The sequence below is a fragment of the Streptomyces sp. NPDC006879 genome (assembly GCF_042869595.1).
Taxonomy (GTDB): domain Bacteria; phylum Actinomycetota; class Actinomycetes; order Streptomycetales; family Streptomycetaceae; genus Streptomyces.
The window spans coordinates 43676-64196 of the sequence record NZ_JBIAGC010000035.1 but is presented as its reverse complement, the minus strand read 5'-3'; the positions used below and the strand labels follow the sequence as shown (position 1 = coordinate 64196).

Sequence of the window (20521 nt, the reverse complement as noted above, 5' to 3'; positions counted from 1 at the left end):
AAGGTGCTGACGGGTGCGCTGGCGAGCATTGACCCGAACACGCCGGACGGGCGGCTGATGCTTCAGGTGGTGGGCGCCATGGCGGAGTTTGAGCGGAGTCTGATCAAGGACCGCACCCGCGCCGGTCTGGACGCTGCCCGCGCTCAGGGGCGCGTGGGTGGTCGTCCGGCTGTGATGGACGCGGACAAGCTTGCTGCGGCCAAGGCCCGGAAGGCGAAGGGTGAGAGTGTCACGGCCGTCGCCAAGGCTCTTGGGGTGTCCCGCGCGACGCTGTACCGGGCGCTTGCCGACACGGAGTGACCGACTCGACCTGAAGGGCCGTCTGCCCGTGCTGGCAGGCGGTCTTTCGTATGTCCGGGTGGTAGGGGCGGGGCTTGATCAAAGTTCAGGCGAAACCCCTTCCGGCGACCCTGGCAACAGCACGACGTACGCACCCTGGGTGTGATGCCGTTTTCAGCCCCCCATCTGCCGCTGACCTGCGGGAACGATCTCAAATGGGGGTGAGAACGATGCAGTTAAGGGGTGGGGAGTGCCCCCTTAGCGCAGAGATCAGGGACCGGAACGTGATGGCTGCTCCGCCCGTGTACGGGTTTCGGGGTCACTGACGGACCATCTAACCTGCCCGTTCACGCGCTGCGTGGTCACCTTGACAGCCGCCCTGAACCCTGCTGCGCGGGTGTGCTTCCGGGCGTACGCTGCGGGGAATAAGGCAGTTGCCACCGTCCAGGGAGCGCGACCATGACTGACCTGCCCGCAGAGCTGACGACCGGGGAACGTGTCCGCATCCTTCGGGAGCGCCGGGGGCTGAGTCGCCCCGTGCTGGCCGGACTGGTGGGTCGCTCGTCGGACTGGTTGAAGAAGATCGAAAACGGGGACCGTGACCTACGGTCAATCACGCTTCTTGTGCGGCTGGCCAACGTGCTTCACGTGCCCGACGTTGCAACGCTCACGGGCTCAGACTTGACCATTCCTGCGGATGCTGTCGGCAAGCTGTCGCACGCGTGTGTACCCGAGATCAGGAAGGCGCTGCACGGCGTCTCGTTCGCCGGCACGCCGACCGTGGGCACCGTGTCTGCCGAGGCCCTGAAAGGCCGCGTAGACGGCGCCTGGCGGCTCTGGCACGCCAGTACGCACCAGCGGACGGAGGTTGGCGCGCTGCTGCCGGATCTCATCCGTGACGCCCATGCCTGCGTGAGGGCTCACGACGGGGCGGAGCGTCGGGCGGCTCACGCTGCGACAGCGGACCTGTACCGGCTCGTCCAGCGGCTGCTCGCTCACATCTGTGAGCCAGAGCTGTACTGGCTTGCGCTGGACCGTGGCCGTGCTCACAGCGAGGAGGCAGACGAGCCGGTGACGCTGGCCCTTGCCGCGTGGTCTACGGCCATTGGGCAGCGTGCGGCAGGCTACGCGTACGAGGCTGTGCAGACGGACGAGGCGGGTATGGCGCTGCTGCGTGGCGCTCTGGAGGAGGGTGGTCCCGAACTCCTCGCCGTCTACGGGGCGTTGAACCTGCAAGCGGCGGTGTCGTGCGGTCTGGACGGGCGGTCCGGGGACGCTGACCGGTACTTGACTGAGGCCGCCCGTACGGCGTCCCGCCTGCCCGCCGGATACACGCATACCCCGTCAGCGTTCGACGCGTCCAACGTAGCGATTCACGGCGTGAGTGTCGGCGTGGGGCTGCTGACTCCGGGGGAAGCGCTCCGGCGCGCTGAGGACATCGCCCCCGAGGGCATCGCATCCCTTGAGCGCCGTTCCCGCCTGCTGCTGGACATTGCCGCCGGACACGCTCAGAAGCGGGAGACAGCGGCAGCGGTGCACTACCTCGGACACGCGCACAGAGTGAGCCCGGAAGCTGTGCGGTATGTGCCGATGGCGCGTGGTCTCGCCGCGTCGCTCGCCCGGTCGGCGTCCGGGCCGCTCAAGGGTGAGGCTGTGGCGCTGGCTGAGTCGGTCGGCGTGGCCGCATAGCCCGTACGGGTAGGGGGACAGTCCGTCCCCCTTGCCAACTCCTGTGCCCCCTAGGGTCCTTCGAACTCGACCGAGGGGCGCAGTCATGACCAAGACCGACACTGACGCAAGCAAGTGGGAGTACACCACCTACGCGCCGAAGGGCGAGCGGTGTCCCGCCTGCATGAAGCCGATCAAGTCCCTTGCTCCCGTCCGCCGGGGGTTGCTGGGACGACGCGAGGGTCCGCCCGTGATCGTGTACCGGCACACGGACTGCGCACAGTCCGAGGAGGCAGCGTGAGCACCGTTCTGCGGTACGCCGTCCACCGCATCATCAGCCACCCCGCCGGGGAGGTCACAGTCTCCGCGCAGTGCCTTGCCGCTGACTGTGGCTGGGTTGCCGCACCCTCAGCCGACGTGGCAGCCGTAGACGTGGCCTGCATGTCCCACACGGGCCGCACGGGGCATCCCACGTTCGCCCGCCGGTATGAGGACGTGGCTCTTGTGGAGCGCGTAGGCGAATGATCCACGGACGGCCGTAGCCGTAGCTACGCACTGGAACCCCCTGGCTGCCGACGCTGGGGGGTTCCAACGTCTGCATGAAAAGTTTGACGAGGCCTACGTGGGCCCCTTCACCTGGGACCTCAAGCGACTGGTGGCCTCCCTGGCGCTGATCGGCTACACCAAGGCCCTCAGCGACGAACAGATCTCCGAACTCGTCCGGATCTACGCGGCCAGCTACCGCGAGCGCATCCACGCCCTGGCCACCGCGGAGAAGGACGAGGAGTTGGGTTCCTTCACCCTGGACACCGCGCAGGGGCCGCTGCTGGGCGCCCTGCGCGTGGCGCGCTCGCGCACCCGATTCGCACTGTTGGACTCCATGACGGAGATCAGGGAGTACGAGCGGCGTTTCAGCTCCGGTGACGGCGCCGTGGAGTTGGACGCCGCAACCCGGTACAAGGTGTTGGCCGCCTTCGACGGCTACCTGGAGACGCTGCCGGAGTCCAGCCTGGTGCGCCCCGACTCCTACCGGGTCAAGGACGTGGTGGGACGTCGCGGGGTGGGCATCGGCTCGGCCGGCCTTCCCTCGTACAACATCCTGTTGGAGGGGCAGAGCGACGCCCTGGAGAACGACGTCGTGATCTACCTCAAGCAGGCGCAGACCCCCGCGGTGTCCCGGCACGTCACTGACCGGGCGGTGCGCGAGTACTTCCAGCACGAGGGTCACCGCACGGTGATCTCGCAGCGGGCCCTCCAGGCACATGCCGACCCCTGGCTGGGCTGGACCGAGTTGGACGGCGCCGGTCAGCTGGTGGCCGAAGTGTCCCCCTACGCGGTGGACCTGGACTGGTCCGACCTGGACGACCCCCGGGAGATCGCCGAGGTGGTGGCGGATCTGGGACGGGCGACCGCGGCCATGCACGCGGCGGCCGACGAGGACGAGTCCGGCCACTCCTTGGTCCCGTTCTCCACCGAGCGGGCGATCGACGCTGCGATCGCCGCCGACGAGGAGGGGTTCGGGGAACTGCTGGTCGATTTCGCGCACGCCTACGGGACACGGGCCCGTGCCGATCACCAACTGTTCGTGGACCTGTTCCGCAACGGCCGGCTCGGCGGCTGAGGGCCCGCCTGCGCGGCTCCCCACCTGCCGGCTCCCGGGCCCGCCCCGAAACGACGGTGCCGCTCCCGGGAGCGGGCGGTCCCGGCAGTTCAGCAGGCGGGGGCTGGGGCCGGCCCTGCGGGGCACCTGGCCCCAGGGGCCGGCCCCACAGGAAGGCATGGCAAACTCAGCCGCGATGGACATCGCAGGTGGCCCGCTCCGGGCCGTACGGGCCGCGCTCTTCAGCGCGCTCGTCGTGCTGCTCTCGGCTGCCTCCCACGTCCTGCTCTCGCAGGTGCCGCTACCCGTGGCCGTGGTCGCGGGGCTGTTCGCGGGCGTGTTCCTCCTGGCGTACGCCCTGGCCGGGCAGGAGCGCGGCTACGGGCGGATCGCGGCACTGCTGATCCCGCTGGAGCTCTTCGCCGACACCGTCTTCACCAGCGGCCAGCACGTCTGTTACGGCCCCGCCGGCGGGCCGGTGGCCGGGCCGCTTCGCGCCGTCGGGCTGGACCTGCTGTGCGGTGGCGCGGTCGGCGGGCCACTGGCCCACGTCGGGTCGGCCGCTGGTGACCCGGTGCGGCTGCTGGCCGAGCCGGGCCCCTCCACCCCGTGGCTACTGTTGGCCGCCCACCTGGCGGTGGGGTTGCTGGCCGCCGCGTGGCTTCGTCGCGGCGAGCGGGCCCTTCGCCAGTTGCTGGGCGCGGCGGGCGCCCTGGCCTTCCGCCCCTTGCTGCTCGCGGTGACTGCCGCTGGGGCCCTGCGGCCGGTGTTCCGACAGCCGGTGCCCGCGCAGCGCCGGGGTGTGCGAGCGCCGGCCGCTGTGCTGGTGCACTCGGTCGGGCGGCGTGGACCACCGCTTTCGACGCTGATCGGCGCCTGAGGGCTCGCGCCGAGCCCGGGCGACGCCCTTCGGTACGGCAACACCCATCCGACAGTCCACGCGACGCGGGGGCCCACGAGCGTCCTCGCACCACACCCGGAGACACCTCATGAGCAAGCGCAACAGCATGGCCAACAAGGCTGCCGCCCGCGAGCGGCTGCGCGCGGAGCGCGAACGTCAGGCGAAGCGTGCCAAGGTCCGCCGCCAGCTCGTCGTGGCCGGTTCCGTCGTCGGCGTGCTCGCCCTGGCGGGCGGCATCGGCTACGGGGTCATGCAGGCCAACAAGCCGACCGCCTGGGAGCAGGCGAAGGATGCCGATCTGGTCAAGCCGAAGAACACCTCCGGGGCCAACGGCACCGAGGTCGTGATCGGCAAGTCGACCGCGAAGAAGACCCTGGAGCTTTACGAGGACTCGCGCTGCCCGGTCTGCGCCACCTTCGAGCAGGCGATCGGTGAGCAGATAAAGAAGGACGTCGACAGCGGCAAGTACAAGGTGAAGTACGTCGGCGCGACCTTCATCGACAACGCCGCTAACGGCGAGGGGTCGAAGAACGCGCTGAGCGCGCTGGGTGCGGCTCTCAACGTCAGCCCGGAGGCGTTCTTGGAGTTCAAGGCGGCCCTCTACTCCAAGGAGAACCACCCCGAGGAGTCGAAGGACAAGTTCGCCGAGGACTCCTACCTGCTGAAGATCGCTGATGAGGTCGACGCGCTCAAGGGCAACGCCGAGTTCAAGAAGGCCGTGGAGGACGGGACCTACGACCGGTGGGCACTGGAGATGTCCAAGACCTTCGACAAGAGCGGGGTCACCGGAACGCCCACGCTGAAGATGGACGGCAAGAAGATCGAGATCCCGCAGGACGCGGCCACCTTCACAGCGGCGATTGACGCAGCCCTCAAGGGCTGATACGACTCGGCGCCGGGGCTGACGTCCCGGCAGCTACTCGGCAACGGGTGAGCGACATTTTCGAACTACGCTCACCCGTTTGTCGTACCGGTCAGTAATCTGACCACCCGTGACCAGTCAACTCCCCACTCCTGCCAAGCCGCGTCGCCGCACGGTCGTCATGGCCGCTGCCGCCAGCGCCGCACTCACCCCCCTCGCCGCCCCGCTCCTGGCGTCCCCGGCCGCCGCCGAAGGCAACTCGGCGGCTTCGGGCTCCACCGCGTTCCCGGTCTTCCGCCACGGGGTCGCCTCCGGAGACCCGCTGCCCGACGGCATCCTGCTGTGGACCCGCGTCACCCCCACCGCCGAGTCCACTCCCGGTTCGGGCAACGGCCCCGACACCGAGGTCACCTGGGAGGTGGCCGAGGACAGGGCCTTCACCCGGACCGCCGCACGAGGTAGCACCACGGCCCGCGCTGACTCCGATCACACGGTCAAGGCCGACGTCCGAGGGCTCCGGCCGTCCACCGCCTACTGGTTCCGTTTCACCGCCGGCGGCGTCACCTCCCCGGTGGGCCGCACCCGCACCACTCCCGCGCACGAAGCGAACACGCCCGGGGTCCGCTTCGGCGTGGTGTCCTGCGCCAACTGGGAGGCCGGCTACTTCGCGGCCTACCGTCACCTCGCCACCCGGGGCGACCTCGACGCGGTGTTGCACCTCGGGGACTACATCTACGAGTACCAGTCCGGCGGTTACCCCGAGACCTCGAACGTCCTGCGTGCGCACGAACCGCGGCACGAGACCGTCTCGTTGGCCGACTACCGCCAGCGGCACGCGCACTACAAGACCGACGAGGACCTGCAGGCGCTGCACGCCGCGCACCCGGTCATCGCGATCTGGGACGACCACGAGATCGCCAACGACGCCTGGTCGGGCGGCGCGGAGAACCACACCCCCGAGACCGAAGGAGACTTCGCGGTCCGCGCAGCCGCCGCGAAGCGGGCCTACTTCGAGTGGATGCCGGTCCGCACCTCCACCGAGGGCACCGTCTACCGGCGCCTGCGCTTCGGCAACCTCGCCGACCTGCACCTGTTGGATCTGCGCTCGTTCCGCTCCCAACAGGTGGGGGTGGGAAGCGGCAAGGTGGACGATCCGGAGCGCACCATCACGGGCCGGGCGCAGTTGGACTGGCTGAAGTCCGGACTCGCCTCCTCCCAGGCCAGGTGGAAGCTGGTCGGAACCTCGGTGATGGTCTCGCCGGTGGCCTTCGGGGCCCTGCCGGCACACCTGCTGGGACCGCTGACCGAGTTGCTCGGCCTACCCCAGGGGGGCATCGCAGCCAACGTGGACCAGTGGGACGGCTACACCGACGACCGTAAGGAACTGTTGGAACACCTCAGTTCACGGGGCGTCAAGAACACCGTCTTTCTGACCGGCGACATCCACATGGCCTGGGCCAACGACGTTCCGGTGAAGGCTGCGACCTATCCGTTCTCGAAGTCGGCGGCTACCGAGTTCGTGGTCACTTCGGTGACCTCGGACAACATCGATGAACTGCTGAAGGTGGCTCCAGGGACGCTGTCGCTGGTGGCGGCGACCGCGGTGAAGGCGGCCAACCGCCATGTGAAGTGGGTGGACATGGACTCCCACGGCTACGGGGTGTTGGACGTCACCGCCGAGCGATCCCAGATGGACTACTACGTGCTCGCGGACAAGCGGCGGGCTGACTCGTCCGCGAGCTGGTCCCGTTCGTACCGGACGCTGAGCGGGACTCAGAAGGTGGAACGGGTACGCCAGCCCGTCCTCTGAACCCCGCCCGAATAGCGAAGTTCCTGCGGTGATCAAGGGGTCCGGGGCATGCTCCGGACCCCTCAACTCACCCCTGGCCGCAAATACTTCACAGGGACAACCAGTCGCAGAGTCTTGACCTGCACCTGTCACTTCGGCCTAAGCTTCGCGCCAACGTGAGGAAATCCCTCCGCCGTCTTACCGTTCGCGAGGAGTACACGTGCGCGCCTTTGCCCGCATATCCCCCCTTCTTCGCCGCCGACTGATGGGTACGGCCGCCCTGGCTGGAGCCCTGGTCCTCACCCCCCTCTCCGCCCCCACCACGCTCGCCGCCGCCAAGACCCCGGCCGAACAGTGCGCAGAAGCCCCCGCCATGGCCAACGCCCGCGCCGCCCGCCCCGACGCCGGCAAGCAACACGCCGCCGAGCCCAACGAGGTGACCGCGGCCACGGCCAAGGCCATGGACGCGGACCTAAAGAAGAAGCTCGCCGAGGCCGCAAAGCGCTCCCAGCGGCTCGGCGCAGCTGCCGCCACCACCACGATCCCGGTGTACTTCCACGTCATCCACTCCGGCAACACCGGGAAGCTGACCTCCACCGACATCAGCAAGCAGATGCAGGTGCTCAACTCCGCCTTCGGCGGCCAGGGATCAGGGAACGTGGACTCCGGTTTCCAGTTCTCCCTCGCCGGAACGGACTACACGGACAACTCGTCCTGGTACAACCTCTCCAGCGGCGGCGGGAACGAGCGGAAGATGAAGAAGGCCCTACACAAGGGCGGCGCCGGCACGCTGAACATCTACACGGCCAACCTGGCTGACGACCTACTCGGCTGGGCCACCTTCCCCAGCTCCTACGACCGGCGCCCCTACATGGACGGCGTGGTCCTCCTCGACGCCTCACTGCCCGGCGGCTCCGCCGCCAACTACAACGAGGGTGACACCGGCACGCACGAAGTCGGCCACTGGATGGGGCTCTACCACACCTTCCAGGGCGGCTGCAGCGGCAGCGGCGACTCCGTGGCCGACACCCCGGCCGAGCAGAGCGCCGCGTTCGAGTGCCCGACCGGCCGTGACACCTGCACCGCACCCGGCTCCGACCCGATCCACAACTTCATGGACTACACCTACGACTCCTGCATGTACCAGTTCACCGCGGGCCAGGTGGCCCGCATGAACGACCACTGGGCCGCCTACCGGGCCTGACGCTCCTACGCACACCCGCGAGCGGGGAAGGGGCACGGACCGGCGGACGCCGGCCGTGCCCCTCTCGGCGTCAGCACGCCGAACCTCGTCAGAGCTGCTCGACGAAGGCCCGCGCGCCCTCGAAGGTCGCCTCCGCCGCCTGCTCGTCGTAGTCCGGCAGGCCCGGATCGGTGTAGAGGTGCCCCGCTCCCCGGTAGAAACTGATCTCGACCTCCGCCCCGGTCCGCCGCATCCGCAGGTACCAGGCGTTGATCCAGTCCTGGGTCTCGAAAGGATCGGGGTCGGCGATGTGCAGCGCGACGGGGAGCTCGTCCACCGCGGCGTCCTCGGCGATGTCCGCCGTACCGTGGATCAGGAGCAGCCCGCGCGCCTTCTCATCGGCCAGCGCCAGGTGCTGGGCGAGCGAGCCTCCGAAGGAGAAACCGGCGTAGACCAGCCCGGCATCGGAGTAGGGCGCAGCCGCCAGCACCGCCCGCTTGAGCAGTTCGTCCCGGCCGAGCTCGTCACGATGGGCCATGCCCTCCTCCAACGAGTCGAAGGTGCGGCCTTCGAACAGGTCCGGCGTGTGGACCTCATGGCCTGCCGCCGCAAGCCGGTCGGCGAAATCCCGCACCGCGGGCCGCAGCCCGTACGTCGAATGGAAGAGCACGATGTTCATGGCTCCATCGTGCCAGCCCCCGCATGCACACCCCGCGGTCGGTTACGTTCCAGGCATGGAGAACGTGCTTCGCCCCCTCGCCGTCATCGGTGGCTCGCTGGTGCTCACCGTGATAGTCGCCTGGCTGCTCGACGTACTACTGCGGCGAGCCGACGCCAGACACCGCGAAACCCCGCTGTGGGGACTGCTGCGCCGCTGCCGTATCCCCTTCCAGCTGGTGATGTTCCTCTCACTGCTGGGCTGGTCCTACCGCCAAGCCAAGCTGTGGGAGGACCACGAGAAGGGCATCACGCAGGTCCTGACCCTGGCCCTGATCGGATCAGCCGCCTGGCTGCTGGTGAGGGTGGCCACCGCAGCGGTGGAATCGACCTACAGTCGTTTCGCCGCCGCGCACCCGGACCCCGCCCGGGTCCGCCGGGTCCGCACCCAGGTCACCCTCGTGCAGCGGGTGGTGACGGCCACCGTCGCCACCGTGGCCGTCGCGGCCATGCTGCTGACCTTCCCCGCCATGCGGGCCATCGGCACCTCGATGCTCGCCTCGGCGGGCATCCTCGGCATCGTGGCCGGCATCGCCGCCCAGTCCACCCTGGGCAACCTCTTCGCCGGCCTGCAGATCGCCGTCGGCGACACCGTACGGATAGGCGACACCGTCGTGGTCGAAGGCGAGTGGGGCACGGTCGAGGAGATCACCCTCACCTTCCTCGTCGTAAGGACCTGGGACGAGCGGCGGATCACCATGCCCGTGTCGTACTTCACGGGCAAGCCCTTCGAGAACTGGTCCCGCGGTGGGTCGGAGATCACCGGAACCGTCTTCCTCTACCTGGACCACCGGGCTCCCATCGCCCTGATGCGCGAACAGCTCCAGGACATCCTCACCAGCTGCCCCGAATGGGACGGCCGCGCCAGCGGACTCGTGGTGACCGACACCACCGAGCACACCATCCAGGTCCGGATACTCCTGACGGCGAAGGACGCGAGCGACATCTGGACGCTGCGCTGCACGGTCCGCGAGCGGATGATCGCCTGGCTCTGCGAGCACCACCCCTACGCCCTGCCGCGGATCGCGACCGGCTCCGCCGCCGAGCGGCCCGGCGGCAGCTGAGGGCTGACCCGATCCGGGACATCTGCGTCACCGCGCCCGCCGACCCGTCGCCCCGGTCAGGAGCCGCGCAGGCTCCGCACATCGAGCTGGCGCAACACCCGGTCCACGAGCTCGGGGTCGGCTCCCGGCTCGCTGCGGGCCGACAGCACCTCGTGGCGGGCCGCCGAGAGAAGTTCACGTTGGACGCGCTGGATGGTGTGGATCCGCTCCAGCCGGCGCGCATAGGCCTCGTGCCGTTCCTCGTCCACCATGTCCGGGCTGATCCGGGCACCGACGTCGTAGGCGCGGCGCCCCAGGGTCTCCACGAGGTCCTCGGGAAGGTCTTCCGCCTGCTCGATCTCCAGCAGTCGGCGCCTGGCCGCCTTGGACGCGCGCACGGCGAGGTGGCGCACGTACTCCTGCTCCACGTCGGGGTCGGCACGCACCCCGAGCCGCCGGACCAGCCAGGGCAAGGTCAAACCCTGGACGAGCAGGGTCGACAGGATGACGCAGAAGGCGATGAAGACGATGTCATCGCGTGCCGGGAAGGGCTCCCCGGCATCGGTCTTCAAGGGAATGGCGAGCGCCAGAGCCACCGAGGCGACCCCACGCATGCCCGACCACCACATCACGGCGGTCTCACGCCAACTGACCGGGATCTCCTCCTCGTAGTCGCGCTTCTTGTGCAGCCTCTTGGCGAGCCAGGTCGCCGGCATCAGCCACAGCAGCCGCACCCCGACCACCACCATGACGATGACCGCGGCCCAGCCGAACAGCTCCCCGTAGCGGCCGGTGGCCTTGCCGACGACCTGGTGTAGTTCCAGACCGATCAGTCCGAAGGCGACACCGGTCACCAGGGTGTCGACCACTTCCCAGAAGGTGTGCCCCGCAAGCCTGCCGAGGACGTCGTCGGCGTCAGCGGCGTGTTCGGCGAGGTAGAGGGCGGTGGTGAGAACGGCCAGCACCCCGGAGCCCATCAGGTTCTCGGCCAGGGTGTACGCCACAAACGGCACCAGCAGGGTAAGCCCGATCCTCAAGGTGGCATCGGAGAGAAGGCCCATGAGCCGCCCGCTGACCCAGCCCAGGGCCAGCCCCACCGCGAGTGCCACGACCGCCGAAAGGGCCAGGTCCGCCATCGCCTGCGGCCAGGAGAACCCACCGGTGACGACCGCCGCGATCGCCACGTGATAGAGCACGATGGCGGTGACGTCGTTGAAGAGGCCCTCTCCTTCGAGGATCGACACCAGGCGCCGCGGCAGCCCCAGGGAGCCCGCGACCGCCGTCGCGGCGACCGGGTCCGGCGGCGCGATCAGGGCGCCCAGGGTGAGGGCCGCCGCCACTGTCAGCCCCGGAATGAGGGCGTCGGCGGTGAGCGCGACCGCCGCGGTGGTGACGAACACCAAGGCCACCGCGAGCAACAGGATGGGGCGGATGTTGGCGGTGAACTGCCGCCAGGAGGTCCGCTGTACGGAGGCGTAGAGCAACGGGGGAAGCAGCAGCGGCAGGATCAGGTCCGGTGGCACCTCGGCATCGGGCACGAACGGGAGCAGTGCGAGTCCGATGCCGGCCAGGGTCATCAGTACCGGCGCCGGAAGCCTGAGCCGCTCCCCCAGCGGGACGCTGACGACGGCCCCGAGCAGCAAGACGAACAGCAGCACCAACTGATCCATTGGCCCACCGTGCCACGCCGGCACTGAATTACGGATAAACCAGACGCGGGTTCCTGCGTCGCGAGGAGGATCAGCGTAGGGCTCGCCGCATCGCGCGGTGAGGCATCCCCGCGTCGTCGAACTCGGGTCCGTAGGGCTCGTATCCGAGGCGGGAGTAGAAGCCGAGGGCCTGGGTCTGGGCGTGCAGGTCCACGGCGGCCAGCCCTAGTCGGGAGGCCTCCCCCTCGATGGCCCGCACGACCTCGGCGCCGATGCCCAGGCCCCGGGCCGCCTTGCTGACCGCGAGACGGCCAAGGGAGCCGACCGAGGCGTCGCCACCGACCCGCTCTGCAGCCGCCCGACCGGTCAACAGACGGCCGGTGCCCAGCGCGGTGCCGTCCGAACCCACGGCCAGTACGTGCACGGCGTCCGCGTCATGGGCGTCGTACTCCAGTTCTTCGGGCACACCCTGCTCCACCACGAACACCTCGCGGCGGACCGCGTAGCAGGCCTGGAGGTCGGCCCCGGTCACCGCGACCCGCACCGCGTACGGGTCGACCGCGGTGGCACTCATTCGCTCTCCGCGCGGATCACGTCCAGCGCGTGCTGGAGGTCGGCCGGATAGGCACTCTCGAACTCGACCCACTGACCGTCCGAGGGGTGTTCGAAGCCAAGGCGCATCGCGTGCAGCCACTGCCGGGTCAGGCCCAGGCGCTTGGCGATGGTCGGGTCCGCACCGTAGGTGAGGTCACCCACGCACGGGTGCCGGTGGGCTGCCATGTGGACGCGGATCTGATGGGTCCGCCCGGTCTCCAGCTTGATGTCGAGCAGACTGGCGGCGCGGAAGGCCTCGATCAGGTCGTAGTGCGTGACGGAGGGCTTGCCCTCCTGCGTCACCGCCCACTTGTAGTCGGCGGTGGGGTGGCGGCCGATGGGCGCGTCGATGGTGCCACTCATCGGATCGGGGTGCCCCTGGACCAGGGCGTGGTAGCGCTTGTCGACGATCCGCTCGCGGAACTGCTGCTTGAGTGAGGTGTAGGCGCGCTCCGACTTGGCGACGGCCATCAGGCCCGAGGTGCCGACGTCGAGACGGTGCACGATGCCCTGGCGTTCGGCAGCCCCCGAAGTGGAGATGCGGTACCCAGCTGCGGCCAGGCCCCCGATGACGGTGGTGCCGGTCCAGCCCGGGCTGGGGTGCGCGGCGACGCCCACCGGCTTGACGATCACGACGATGTCCTCGTCGTCGTGGACGATCTCCATGCCCTCCACGGGCTCGGCGACGATCTCCACGGGGCGGGGCGGGGCGGGCATCTCCACCTCAAGCCAGGCACCGCCGTGCACCCGCTCCGACTTCCCGACCACACTGCCGTCGACCGAGACCTTCCCCATGGCGGCCAGCTCGGCGGCCTTGGTCCGGGAAAAGCCGAACATACGGGCGATGGCGGCGTCCACGCGCTCGCCTTCGAGGCCATCGGGAACGGGCAGGGTGCGGATCTCGGGAATCGTACTCACCCGTCGAGTATGCCGGACTCCGTCGCCGCTCCCACCCGCCGGCGGTACGCCGGCGCCCCGCCGATCAGTCCCGGTGCACGGTTCCGTCCGGGTCCAGACCCCGGAAGGACAGCAGCACGATGAGAATGCCGCCGCAGACGATCGCCGAGTCGGCGAGGTTGAAGACGGCGAAGTGGGCCGGGGCGATGAAGTCGACCACAGCGCCTTCGAACACGCCCGGCGCACGGAAGATGCGGTCGGTCAGGTTGCCCAGCGCGCCCCCCAGGAGCAACCCGAGGGCGATGGCCCACGGCAGGCTGTAGAGCTTGCGGGCGAGCCGTACGATCACCACGATCACCACGGCGGCGATGAGGGTGAAGATCACCGTGAAGGCCTCGCCGAAACTGAAGGCCGCTCCCGGGTTGCGCACCGCCTCGAACCTCAGCAGGCCGTCGATCACCTCGATCGGCGCGTGATGCTCCAACTTAGCGACCACGAGCAGCTTGCTGCCCAGGTCCAGCAGATAGGCGAGCACGGCCACCACCAGCAGCGCCGCGATCCGCCGCCTGCCCTTCGGACGCTCGTTCCCGTCCTCGGGTGCGACGCCCTCGACGTCCGGCGTATCGATGATGCGCTCCGCCTCTGCCACGTGAGTCCCTCAACCTAGGTACCTGACTAGAACACGAGGGTACGGCACCCCGCTCACCCCGGACCGGTTCAGGTGGACCCCGCCGTCAACCTACCGGCCGAACCACCTACGCCGGCCCGCACCGGTTGCAGTCCTGCGCCCGCACCCCCCTGCGGTCTTTGTCACAGCGGGCCTCAGGTCCGGCGCTCCTGCTTCTGCTTGCAGTCCACGCACAGGGTGGCCCGCCTGAAAGCCTGCATCCGGGCCTTGCCGATGGGATTGCCGCAGCTCTCGCAGAGACCGTAGGTCCCCGCCTCAAGCCGCTGGAGGGCGTGCTCGGTCTGTTCCAACATGTCCCGGGCGTTGGCGGCGAGGGACAGCTCGTGCTCCCTGGTGATGTTCTTGGTCCCGGTATCGGCCTGGTCGTCGCCCGCACCATCTCCGGAATCACGCATCAGCCCGGCGAGGGCCTCCTCCGAGGTGTGCATCTCGGTGCGCAGTCGTTCCGCCTCGCCCTCCAGCTCGGCCCGCGCTTCAGCGATCTCCTGCGGTGTCCACGGCTCCTCGCCGGGGCGCACCGCCAGCTCACCGGGGGCCGGGGCCTTCACCGCCGCCGTGGCCTTGGGCAGCGGCGCACCGTCGGCGGCGACCCGACGCGTACCCGCGCCCTTGGCGCTGCTCTTCTTGGCGGGGCTCTTCTTGACCGTGCTCCTCTTGGCGACCACTTTCCCGGCTCCTGTCTTGGACACGGCCTCGGCCGCGTCGGTGCCCGTTCCCTCGGCCGCCTTGACCGCGGGCTTCTTCACGGCCGGTGTGCGCGCCGCACGCTTGGGGGCGGGTGTGGCCCCGGTCACCGCCATGGACAGCGGCTCCCCTGCGAAGACCCGCCCGCCCTCTGTTGCCGAGGCCACGGAGCCGGGCCGCGGGGAGCTGCCGGCTTCCCCCTCGTCCGCGGGGTGCCGGGCCTCTCGCAGTGAGGCGGCGGTCGCCTTGGCCGGGGTCCGCTTCGCCGCACTTGCACCTCCGGTGGCGGTGTGGGCTGCGGTGGCGGCTTGGACCCCGCCGGCGGGCGGCCCCTGCCCGGCAGCGTGCCGTGGCGCGGTCGGCTCCGGGGGCAGGACCGGGGCCGTCTTCACCGTTGCCCGCGCGCTCGCCCTCCTGTGCGGAGCGACCCCGTCCGGGGCAGGGTGCGTGGAAACCGCCTTCACCGCCGCCGGTCGGGCCGAACCCGCCCGAGCCGCGGCCGGCGTCGCTCCACTGCCTACCGCGCTCTTGGCGGCCTTCTTCGACACCGACCTCTTCGCGGCGCTCTTCTTCGCCACCATGGCCGCGACCCCTTCACCGAGTGTGATCACGCTCACGCATCTTGCTGGGACGATAAGTCGACCCTGGTCCGGCGGCAACGGGGCGCCACCGGCCCGGGTGCTGCGAGCGGGACGTCCCGTCCGTCACCCGAACGTCCACCCCGTCCCCGAGGCGGACTCCCGTACCGCATCATCAACCCGTTCGGGACATTCCACACCTTGGATGGGGCCGCCCGGCTCCCCGGCACATATCAGCGGCGCGGTCGGGCGCTCGGCCCGTACACTGAGCCGAGCGAAAGGCGTGGATGGGGACGAGTAGCGTCGTATGCGGCCATGAGCGACCCGGGGATGGTGCGAGCCCGGGGGCGAGCGCGATGTGAAGGATCACCCCGGAGCCGCCGGAGGAAAGCCGCCTGTGCGGAGAGTAGAACCGGCTTCGCAACCCTAATGAGGGGGTCACCGGCGTGTGCTGGCGGCCAAGGAGGGTGGTACCGCGGGAGCCAGTCGTTCTCGTCCCTCCGACGGACATGACACGCCGCCGGAGGAAGAGCCACCGATGACACCACAGCCACACGGCACGCCATCGCAGTACCGACAGGTGCCCGCCCAGGTCGACCTGCCCGCCCTTGAGCACGCCGTCCTCGACTTCTGGCGCGAGAACAAGATCTTCAACAAGTCCCTGGAGCAGTCCGAAGGACGGCCCGAGTGGGTGTTCTACGAGGGCCCCCCCACCGCCAACGGCATGCCCGGAGCCCACCACATCGAGGCCCGCGTCTTCAAGGACGTCTTCCCGCGCTTCCGCACCATGCGCGGCTACCACGTGGCCCGCAAGGCCGGCTGGGACTGTCACGGACTGCCCGTGGAACTCGCCGTCGAGAAGGAACTCGGCTTCAACGGCAAGAAGGACATCGAGGCCTACGGCATCGCCGAGTTCAACGCCAAGTGCCGCGAGTCGGTGACCCGGCACACGGACGCCTTCGCCGAGCTGACGACCCGCATGGGCTACTGGGTGGACCTGGACGACGCCTACCGGACCATGGACCCCGAGTACGTGGAGTCCGTCTGGTGGTCGCTGAAGGAGATCTTCAACAAGGGCCTGTTGGTCCAGGACCACCGCGTGGCGCCCTGGTGCCCGCGTTGCGGTACCGGCCTGTCCGACCACGAGCTGGCGCAGGGCTACGAAACGGTGGTCGACCCGTCGGTCTTCGTCCGGTTCCCGCTGACCTCGGGCCCGCTCGCCGACGAAGCCGCCCTGCTGGTGTGGACGACGACCCCCTGGACCTTGGTGTCCAACACCGCGGTGGCCGCGCACCCCGAGGTCACCTACGTGGTGGCGAGCAACGGCGAGGAGCGGCTGGTCGTCGCCGAAGCGCTGCTGGAGAAGGCCCTCGGCGAGGGCTGGGTGAAGACCGGGGAGTCCTTCACCGGCAGGGACATGGAGCGCTGGACCTACCGGCGGCCCTTCGAACTCGTCGACTTCCCGGCCGAGGCCCACTACGTGGTCAACGCCGAGTACGTCACCACCGAGGACGGCACCGGTCTGGTCCACCAGTCCCCTGCCTTCGGCGCCGACGACCTCGCGGTCTGCCGCGCCTACGGCCTGCCCGTGGTCAACCCGGTCCGGCCCGACGGAACCTTCGAGGAGGAGGTCCCGTTGGTCGGCGGGGTCTTCTTCAAGAAGGCCGATGAACAGCTGACCTCGGATCTCGACGCCCGCGGCCTGTTGTTCAAGCACATCGCCTACGAGCACAGCTACCCGCACTGCTGGCGGTGTCACACCGCGCTGTTGTACTACGCCCAGCCCTCCTGGTACATCCGCACCACCGCCGTCAAGGACGCGATGCTGCGGGAGAACGAGAAGACCAACTGGTTCCCCGAGTCGGTCAAGCAGGGCCGCTTCGGGGACTGGCTGAACAACAACATCGACTGGGCACTGTCGCGCAACCGCTACTGGGGCACCCCCCTGCCCATCTGGGCCTGCGAGGACAAGCATCTGACCTGCATCGGCTCGCGCTCCGAACTGAGCGAGCTGAGCGGCACCGACCAGTCCGCGCTCGACCCGCACCGCCCGTACATCGACGACGTCACCTTCACCTGCACCCACGAGGGCTGCTCGCTGGAAGCCGTGCGGGTCCCCGAGGTGATCGACGCCTGGTACGACTCGGGTTCGATGCCCTTCGCCCAGTGGGGCTACCCCTACAAGAACAAGGAACTCTTCGAGAAGCGCTACCCGGCGCAGTTCATCTCGGAGGCGATCGACCAGACGCGCGGGTGGTTCTACACCCTGATGGCGGTCGGCACCCTGGTCTTCGACAAGTCCTCCTACGAGAACGTCGTCTGTCTCGGCCACATCCTGGCCGAGGACGGCCGCAAGATGTCCAAGCACCTGGGCAACATCCTCCAGCCGATCCCGCTCATGGACCAGCACGGGGCCGACGCGGTGCGCTGGTTCATGGCCGCCGGCGGCTCACCTTGGGCTGCCCGGCGAGTGGGCCACGGCACCATCCAGGAGGTCGTCCGCAAGACCCTCCTCACCTACTGGAACACCGTCGCCTTCCAGGCCCTGTACGCACGCACCTCGAACTGGGCCCCGGCGGCGGCCGACCCGGCCCCCGCCGAGCGCACCGTCCTCGACCGCTGGCTGCTGTCCGAGTTGCACGCCCTCGTCGACCAGGTCACCCAGGCCATGGAGGCCTACGACACCCAACGCGCCGGCAAGCTGCTGTCCGTCTTCGTCGACGACCTTTCCAACTGGTACGTCCGACGTTCTCGGCGTCGCTTCTGGCAGGGCGATCCGGCTGCCCTTCGTACGCTGCACGAGGTGCTGGAGACGATCACCCGCCTGCTGGCGCCGCTGACCCCCTTCATCACCGAGCGGGTCTGGCAGGATCTGGTCGCCCCGGTCACCCCGGGGGCACCCGAGTCGGTCCACCTCGCCACCTGGCCCGAGCCCGACCTCGGCGCGGTCGACCCGACCCTGTCCCAGCAGATGTTGCTGGTGCGCCGTCTCGTCGAACTGGGACGGGCCACCCGCGCCGAATCCGGCGTGAAGACCCGCCAACCGCTCTCCCGGGCCCTCGTGGCGGCGACCGGCTTCGGTACGCTCTCGCCGGAACTCCAGGCCCAGATCACCGAGGAGCTGAACGTCTCCTCGCTGGCCTCCCTGTCCGAGGTGGGCGGCTCCCTGGTCGATACGACGGCCAAGGCGAACTTCCGGGCACTGGGCAAGCGGTTCGGCAAGGGCGTACAGGACGTCGCCAAGGCCGTGGCTGCGGCGGACGCTGCCGCGCTGTCACTGGCGTTGCGTTCCGGTTCGGCCACCGTGACGGTCAACGGCGAGGAAATCGAGCTCACTCCCGAGGAAGTGATCATCACGGAGACCCCACGGGAAGGCTGGTCGGTGGCCTCGGACTCCGGAGCCACCGTCGCCCTCGACCTGGAGATCACCCCCGAGCTGCGCCTGGCGGGTCTCGCGCGGGACGCGATCCGGCTGATCCAGGAGGCGCGCAAGAACTCGGGGCTGGACGTGGCGGACCGGATCGCCCTGAGGTGGGAATCCGCCGACCCGCAGGTCGTCACCGCGCTGACGGACCACGCCGGACTCGTGGCCGACGAGGTGCTGGCCACCGACTTCGCTTCCGGATCCGGTGACGACTCCTACGGAGAGCGGTTCACGGACGAGGCGTTGGGCTTGGGCTTCCGCCTGCGCAAGGCCTGAGGGGGCTTCCGTGGTCCACGGGATCAGCACACGGCACTGGTGCGGTACCTCACCAAGTGCAGGAGCGTCCTCGTAGCGCGCGTATCCGGGTGATCCGACACGCCACGAGGTGCCGTAGCTGCCGTCACGCGCCCGCCGGGGACTTCGGGACAGCTCCGTGGGTACTCCACCCCGGGCCCCGGGGTGCGTTCGGAGCACCACCGGGCCGGCGTCCGCCGCCCCAACGCCGTCGGCGCCCTTCCTTTCGGGAGGGCGCCGACGGCGTTTCGTCACGACCCGTCAGAGGCGCATGGTCACCTCGAAGCGGGGTATCCGACCGGGTAGCGCAAAGACCCGGGCCCGGGATTCCTCATCGGAATCCCGGGCCCGGGTCTGACAGCCTGCCGACGGCTAGCCGCGACGAGCGCGGCGGAGCGTCAGTTGTCGTCCTCGTCGATCAGGAAGCCCCGCATCGGCGACGGCGCCTGCTGCATCGGCTGCGGAGCGGCGGGCCGCACCGGAGCCATCGGCTGGGTCATCGCCGGGGACATCTGCTGCTGGCCGCCGTAGGAAGGAGCACCACCCATCGGGGACGGGCCGCCCATGGGAGACTGCACGTGCCCCATGGAACTGGCCGGCGCCATCGAAGGCGAGGCCGGAGCCGGCAGCGAAGCAGCCGGAGGAGTACGCGGCGGGGCCAGGGAGTCATCAGCCTGGGTCTCCAGCTGGCGCAGCTGGCTCTCCAGGTAGGACTTCAGGCGGGTGCGGTACTCGCGCTCGAAGCCCCGCAGGTCCTCGACCTTGCGTTCCAGCGTGGCGCGCGCGGACTCCAACGAGCCCATCGCCACGCGGTGCTTCTCCTGCGCGTCCCGCTCCAGCGCATCGGCCTTGGCGCGGGCGTCCCGCTCCAGGCCCTCGGCACGCGAACGGGCCTCACCGACGATCTTGTTGGCCTCGGAACGGGCCTCAGCAATCGCCTGGTCGGCGGTCTGCTGGGCCAGCGACAGGACTCGGGCAGCGCTGTCTCCGCCAGGACCCTGGCCCCCCTGGGGCAGCTGCGGGGGCTGGTGGCCGAGCGGGTTCTGGCCGCCCATGGACTGCTGGCCGGCCATCGGGTGCTGCATGGGGCCGCCCATCTGCTGGCCCATCGGACCAGGACCCTGACCCATCTGGCCTGGCTGGCCCATCTGGCCCGGGCCCTGACCCATCGGACCGGGTCCCATCTGGCCGGGACCCTGACCCATCTGGCCTGGCTGGCCCATCTGGCCCGGGCCCTGACCCATCTGGCCCATCGGACCGGGACCCTGCTGACCGTGTCCGCCGGGGCCGGCGGGAAGCTGGGGTGCGCCACCGGGCAGCTGGGGCGGACCCATCTGCTGGGGCGGGCTCATCTGCGGAGGCTGCTGCTGGGACGGCGGGCCGGATATGGCGGCGGGCACGGGGGCACCCGGACCACGGCCGTCCTGCTGCTCCGGCTTGCGCATGTTCTGCTGCTGCTGGTTCTGCGCGGCGGCGCGGGTGGCCGCGGCGAGCTTCGCGCGCAGGTCCTCGTTCTCGCGGAGCAGGCGGGTCAGTTCGGCCTCGACCTCGTCGAGGAACGCATCGACCTCGTCCTCGTCATAGCCTTCTCGGAGGCGGACGGTCGTGAACTGCTTGTTCCGCACGTCCTCGGGGGTCAGCGGCATCTCTTCTTCACCTCTACGTAGTCGT

17 protein-coding genes and 1 pseudogene are annotated in these 20521 nt (G+C 69.6%); 11 read left to right on the top strand and 7 right to left on the bottom strand.

The features are described from left to right. The 9 genes and pseudogenes from ACFYMC_RS22705 to ACFYMC_RS22665 form a co-directional block, all read left to right on the top strand. Positions 1 to 300: recombinase family protein (locus ACFYMC_RS22705; RefSeq protein ID WP_388528235.1), on the top strand; the 300-nt coding region annotated here is incomplete at its 5' end. A gap of 438 nt (positions 301 to 738) precedes the next feature. Next, a complete protein-coding gene (locus ACFYMC_RS22700) occupies positions 739 to 1968 on the top strand; it encodes a helix-turn-helix domain-containing protein (protein WP_388528233.1) in 1230 nt (409 codons plus the stop codon). An 85-nt stretch (positions 1969 to 2053) separates the two neighbouring features. Then, on the top strand, positions 2054 to 2248 hold the full coding sequence (locus ACFYMC_RS22695) for a hypothetical protein (protein WP_388528231.1): 195 nt from the start codon (positions 2054 to 2056) through the stop codon (positions 2246 to 2248). Next, positions 2245 to 2472 carry a hypothetical protein gene (locus ACFYMC_RS22690; protein ID WP_388528229.1) on the top strand — a complete coding sequence of 76 codons (228 nt, stop codon included), beginning with the start codon at positions 2245 to 2247 and terminating at the stop codon, positions 2470 to 2472. The genes ACFYMC_RS22695 and ACFYMC_RS22690 overlap by 4 nt, the downstream gene beginning before the upstream one ends. 82 nt (positions 2473 to 2554) lie before the next feature. Next, positions 2555 to 3568: pseudogene (locus ACFYMC_RS22685) on the top strand (DUF2252 family protein); the annotation flags it as partial. 175 nt (positions 3569 to 3743) lie between these two features. Next, complete coding sequence (locus ACFYMC_RS22680; protein ID WP_388528245.1) at positions 3744 to 4427, top strand: hypothetical protein; 684 nt, start codon at positions 3744 to 3746, stop codon at positions 4425 to 4427. A 109-nt stretch (positions 4428 to 4536) separates the two neighbouring features. After that, positions 4537 to 5331 carry a DsbA family protein gene (locus ACFYMC_RS22675; protein WP_388528227.1) on the top strand — a complete coding sequence of 265 codons (795 nt, stop codon included), beginning with the start codon at positions 4537 to 4539 and terminating at the stop codon, positions 5329 to 5331. Between the two features lie 109 nt (positions 5332 to 5440). After that, positions 5441 to 7120: an alkaline phosphatase D family protein gene (locus ACFYMC_RS22670; protein WP_388528225.1), complete on the top strand. Its 1680-nt coding sequence runs from the start codon at positions 5441 to 5443 to the stop codon at positions 7118 to 7120. 244 nt (positions 7121 to 7364) lie between these two features. Continuing rightward, positions 7365 to 8303, top strand: a complete 939-nt coding sequence (locus tag ACFYMC_RS22665; RefSeq protein WP_388528243.1) for a zinc metalloprotease — start codon at positions 7365 to 7367, stop codon at positions 8301 to 8303. Between the two features lie 88 nt (positions 8304 to 8391). Here ACFYMC_RS22665 and ACFYMC_RS22660 read toward each other — a convergent pair whose 3' ends face one another. Beyond that, positions 8392 to 8961: a dienelactone hydrolase family protein gene (locus tag ACFYMC_RS22660; protein WP_388528223.1), complete on the bottom strand. Its 570-nt coding sequence runs from the start codon at positions 8959 to 8961 to the stop codon at positions 8392 to 8394. 55 nt (positions 8962 to 9016) lie between these two features. On the opposite strand from ACFYMC_RS22660, the gene ACFYMC_RS22655 reads away from it, so the two are divergent. Then, the gene (locus ACFYMC_RS22655) at positions 9017 to 10063 is read left to right on the top strand and encodes a mechanosensitive ion channel family protein (protein ID WP_388528221.1); all 1047 of its coding nucleotides are present in this window, start codon (positions 9017 to 9019) and stop codon (positions 10061 to 10063) included. 56 nt (positions 10064 to 10119) lie between these two features. Here ACFYMC_RS22655 and ACFYMC_RS22650 read toward each other — a convergent pair whose 3' ends face one another. The 5 genes from ACFYMC_RS22650 to ACFYMC_RS22630 form a co-directional block, all read right to left on the bottom strand. Further along, positions 10120 to 11712: a Na+/H+ antiporter gene (locus ACFYMC_RS22650; RefSeq protein WP_388528219.1), complete on the bottom strand. Its 1593-nt coding sequence runs from the start codon at positions 11710 to 11712 to the stop codon at positions 10120 to 10122. Positions 11713 to 11782: 70 nt separating this feature from the next. Beyond that, positions 11783 to 12265, bottom strand: coding sequence for a GNAT family N-acetyltransferase (locus ACFYMC_RS22645; RefSeq protein WP_388528217.1), 483 nt, complete (start codon positions 12263 to 12265; stop codon positions 11783 to 11785). Beyond that, the gene (locus ACFYMC_RS22640; protein ID WP_388528215.1) at positions 12262 to 13203 is read right to left on the bottom strand and encodes an RluA family pseudouridine synthase; all 942 of its coding nucleotides are present in this window, start codon (positions 13201 to 13203) and stop codon (positions 12262 to 12264) included. Before ACFYMC_RS22640 ends, ACFYMC_RS22645 begins: the two co-directional genes overlap by 4 nt. 64 nt (positions 13204 to 13267) lie before the next feature. Next, positions 13268 to 13831 (bottom strand): signal peptidase II, encoded by a 564-nt coding sequence (gene lspA, locus ACFYMC_RS22635; RefSeq protein ID WP_388528213.1) that lies wholly within the window; start codon positions 13829 to 13831, stop codon positions 13268 to 13270. A 173-nt stretch (positions 13832 to 14004) separates the two neighbouring features. Then, complete coding sequence (locus ACFYMC_RS22630; protein WP_388528211.1) at positions 14005 to 15171, bottom strand: TraR/DksA C4-type zinc finger protein; 1167 nt, start codon at positions 15169 to 15171, stop codon at positions 14005 to 14007. 499 nt (positions 15172 to 15670) lie between these two features. Here ACFYMC_RS22630 and ileS point away from each other — a divergent pair, with 499 nt between their 5' ends. Next, positions 15671 to 18832, top strand: coding sequence for an isoleucine--tRNA ligase (gene ileS / locus ACFYMC_RS22625; RefSeq protein WP_388528210.1), 3162 nt, complete (start codon positions 15671 to 15673; stop codon positions 18830 to 18832). Between the two features lie 416 nt (positions 18833 to 19248). Here ileS and ACFYMC_RS22620 read toward each other — a convergent pair whose 3' ends face one another. Then, on the bottom strand, positions 19249 to 20496 hold the full coding sequence (locus ACFYMC_RS22620; protein ID WP_388528208.1) for a DivIVA domain-containing protein: 1248 nt from the start codon (positions 20494 to 20496) through the stop codon (positions 19249 to 19251). Positions 20497 to 20521: the final 25 nt, after the last annotated feature.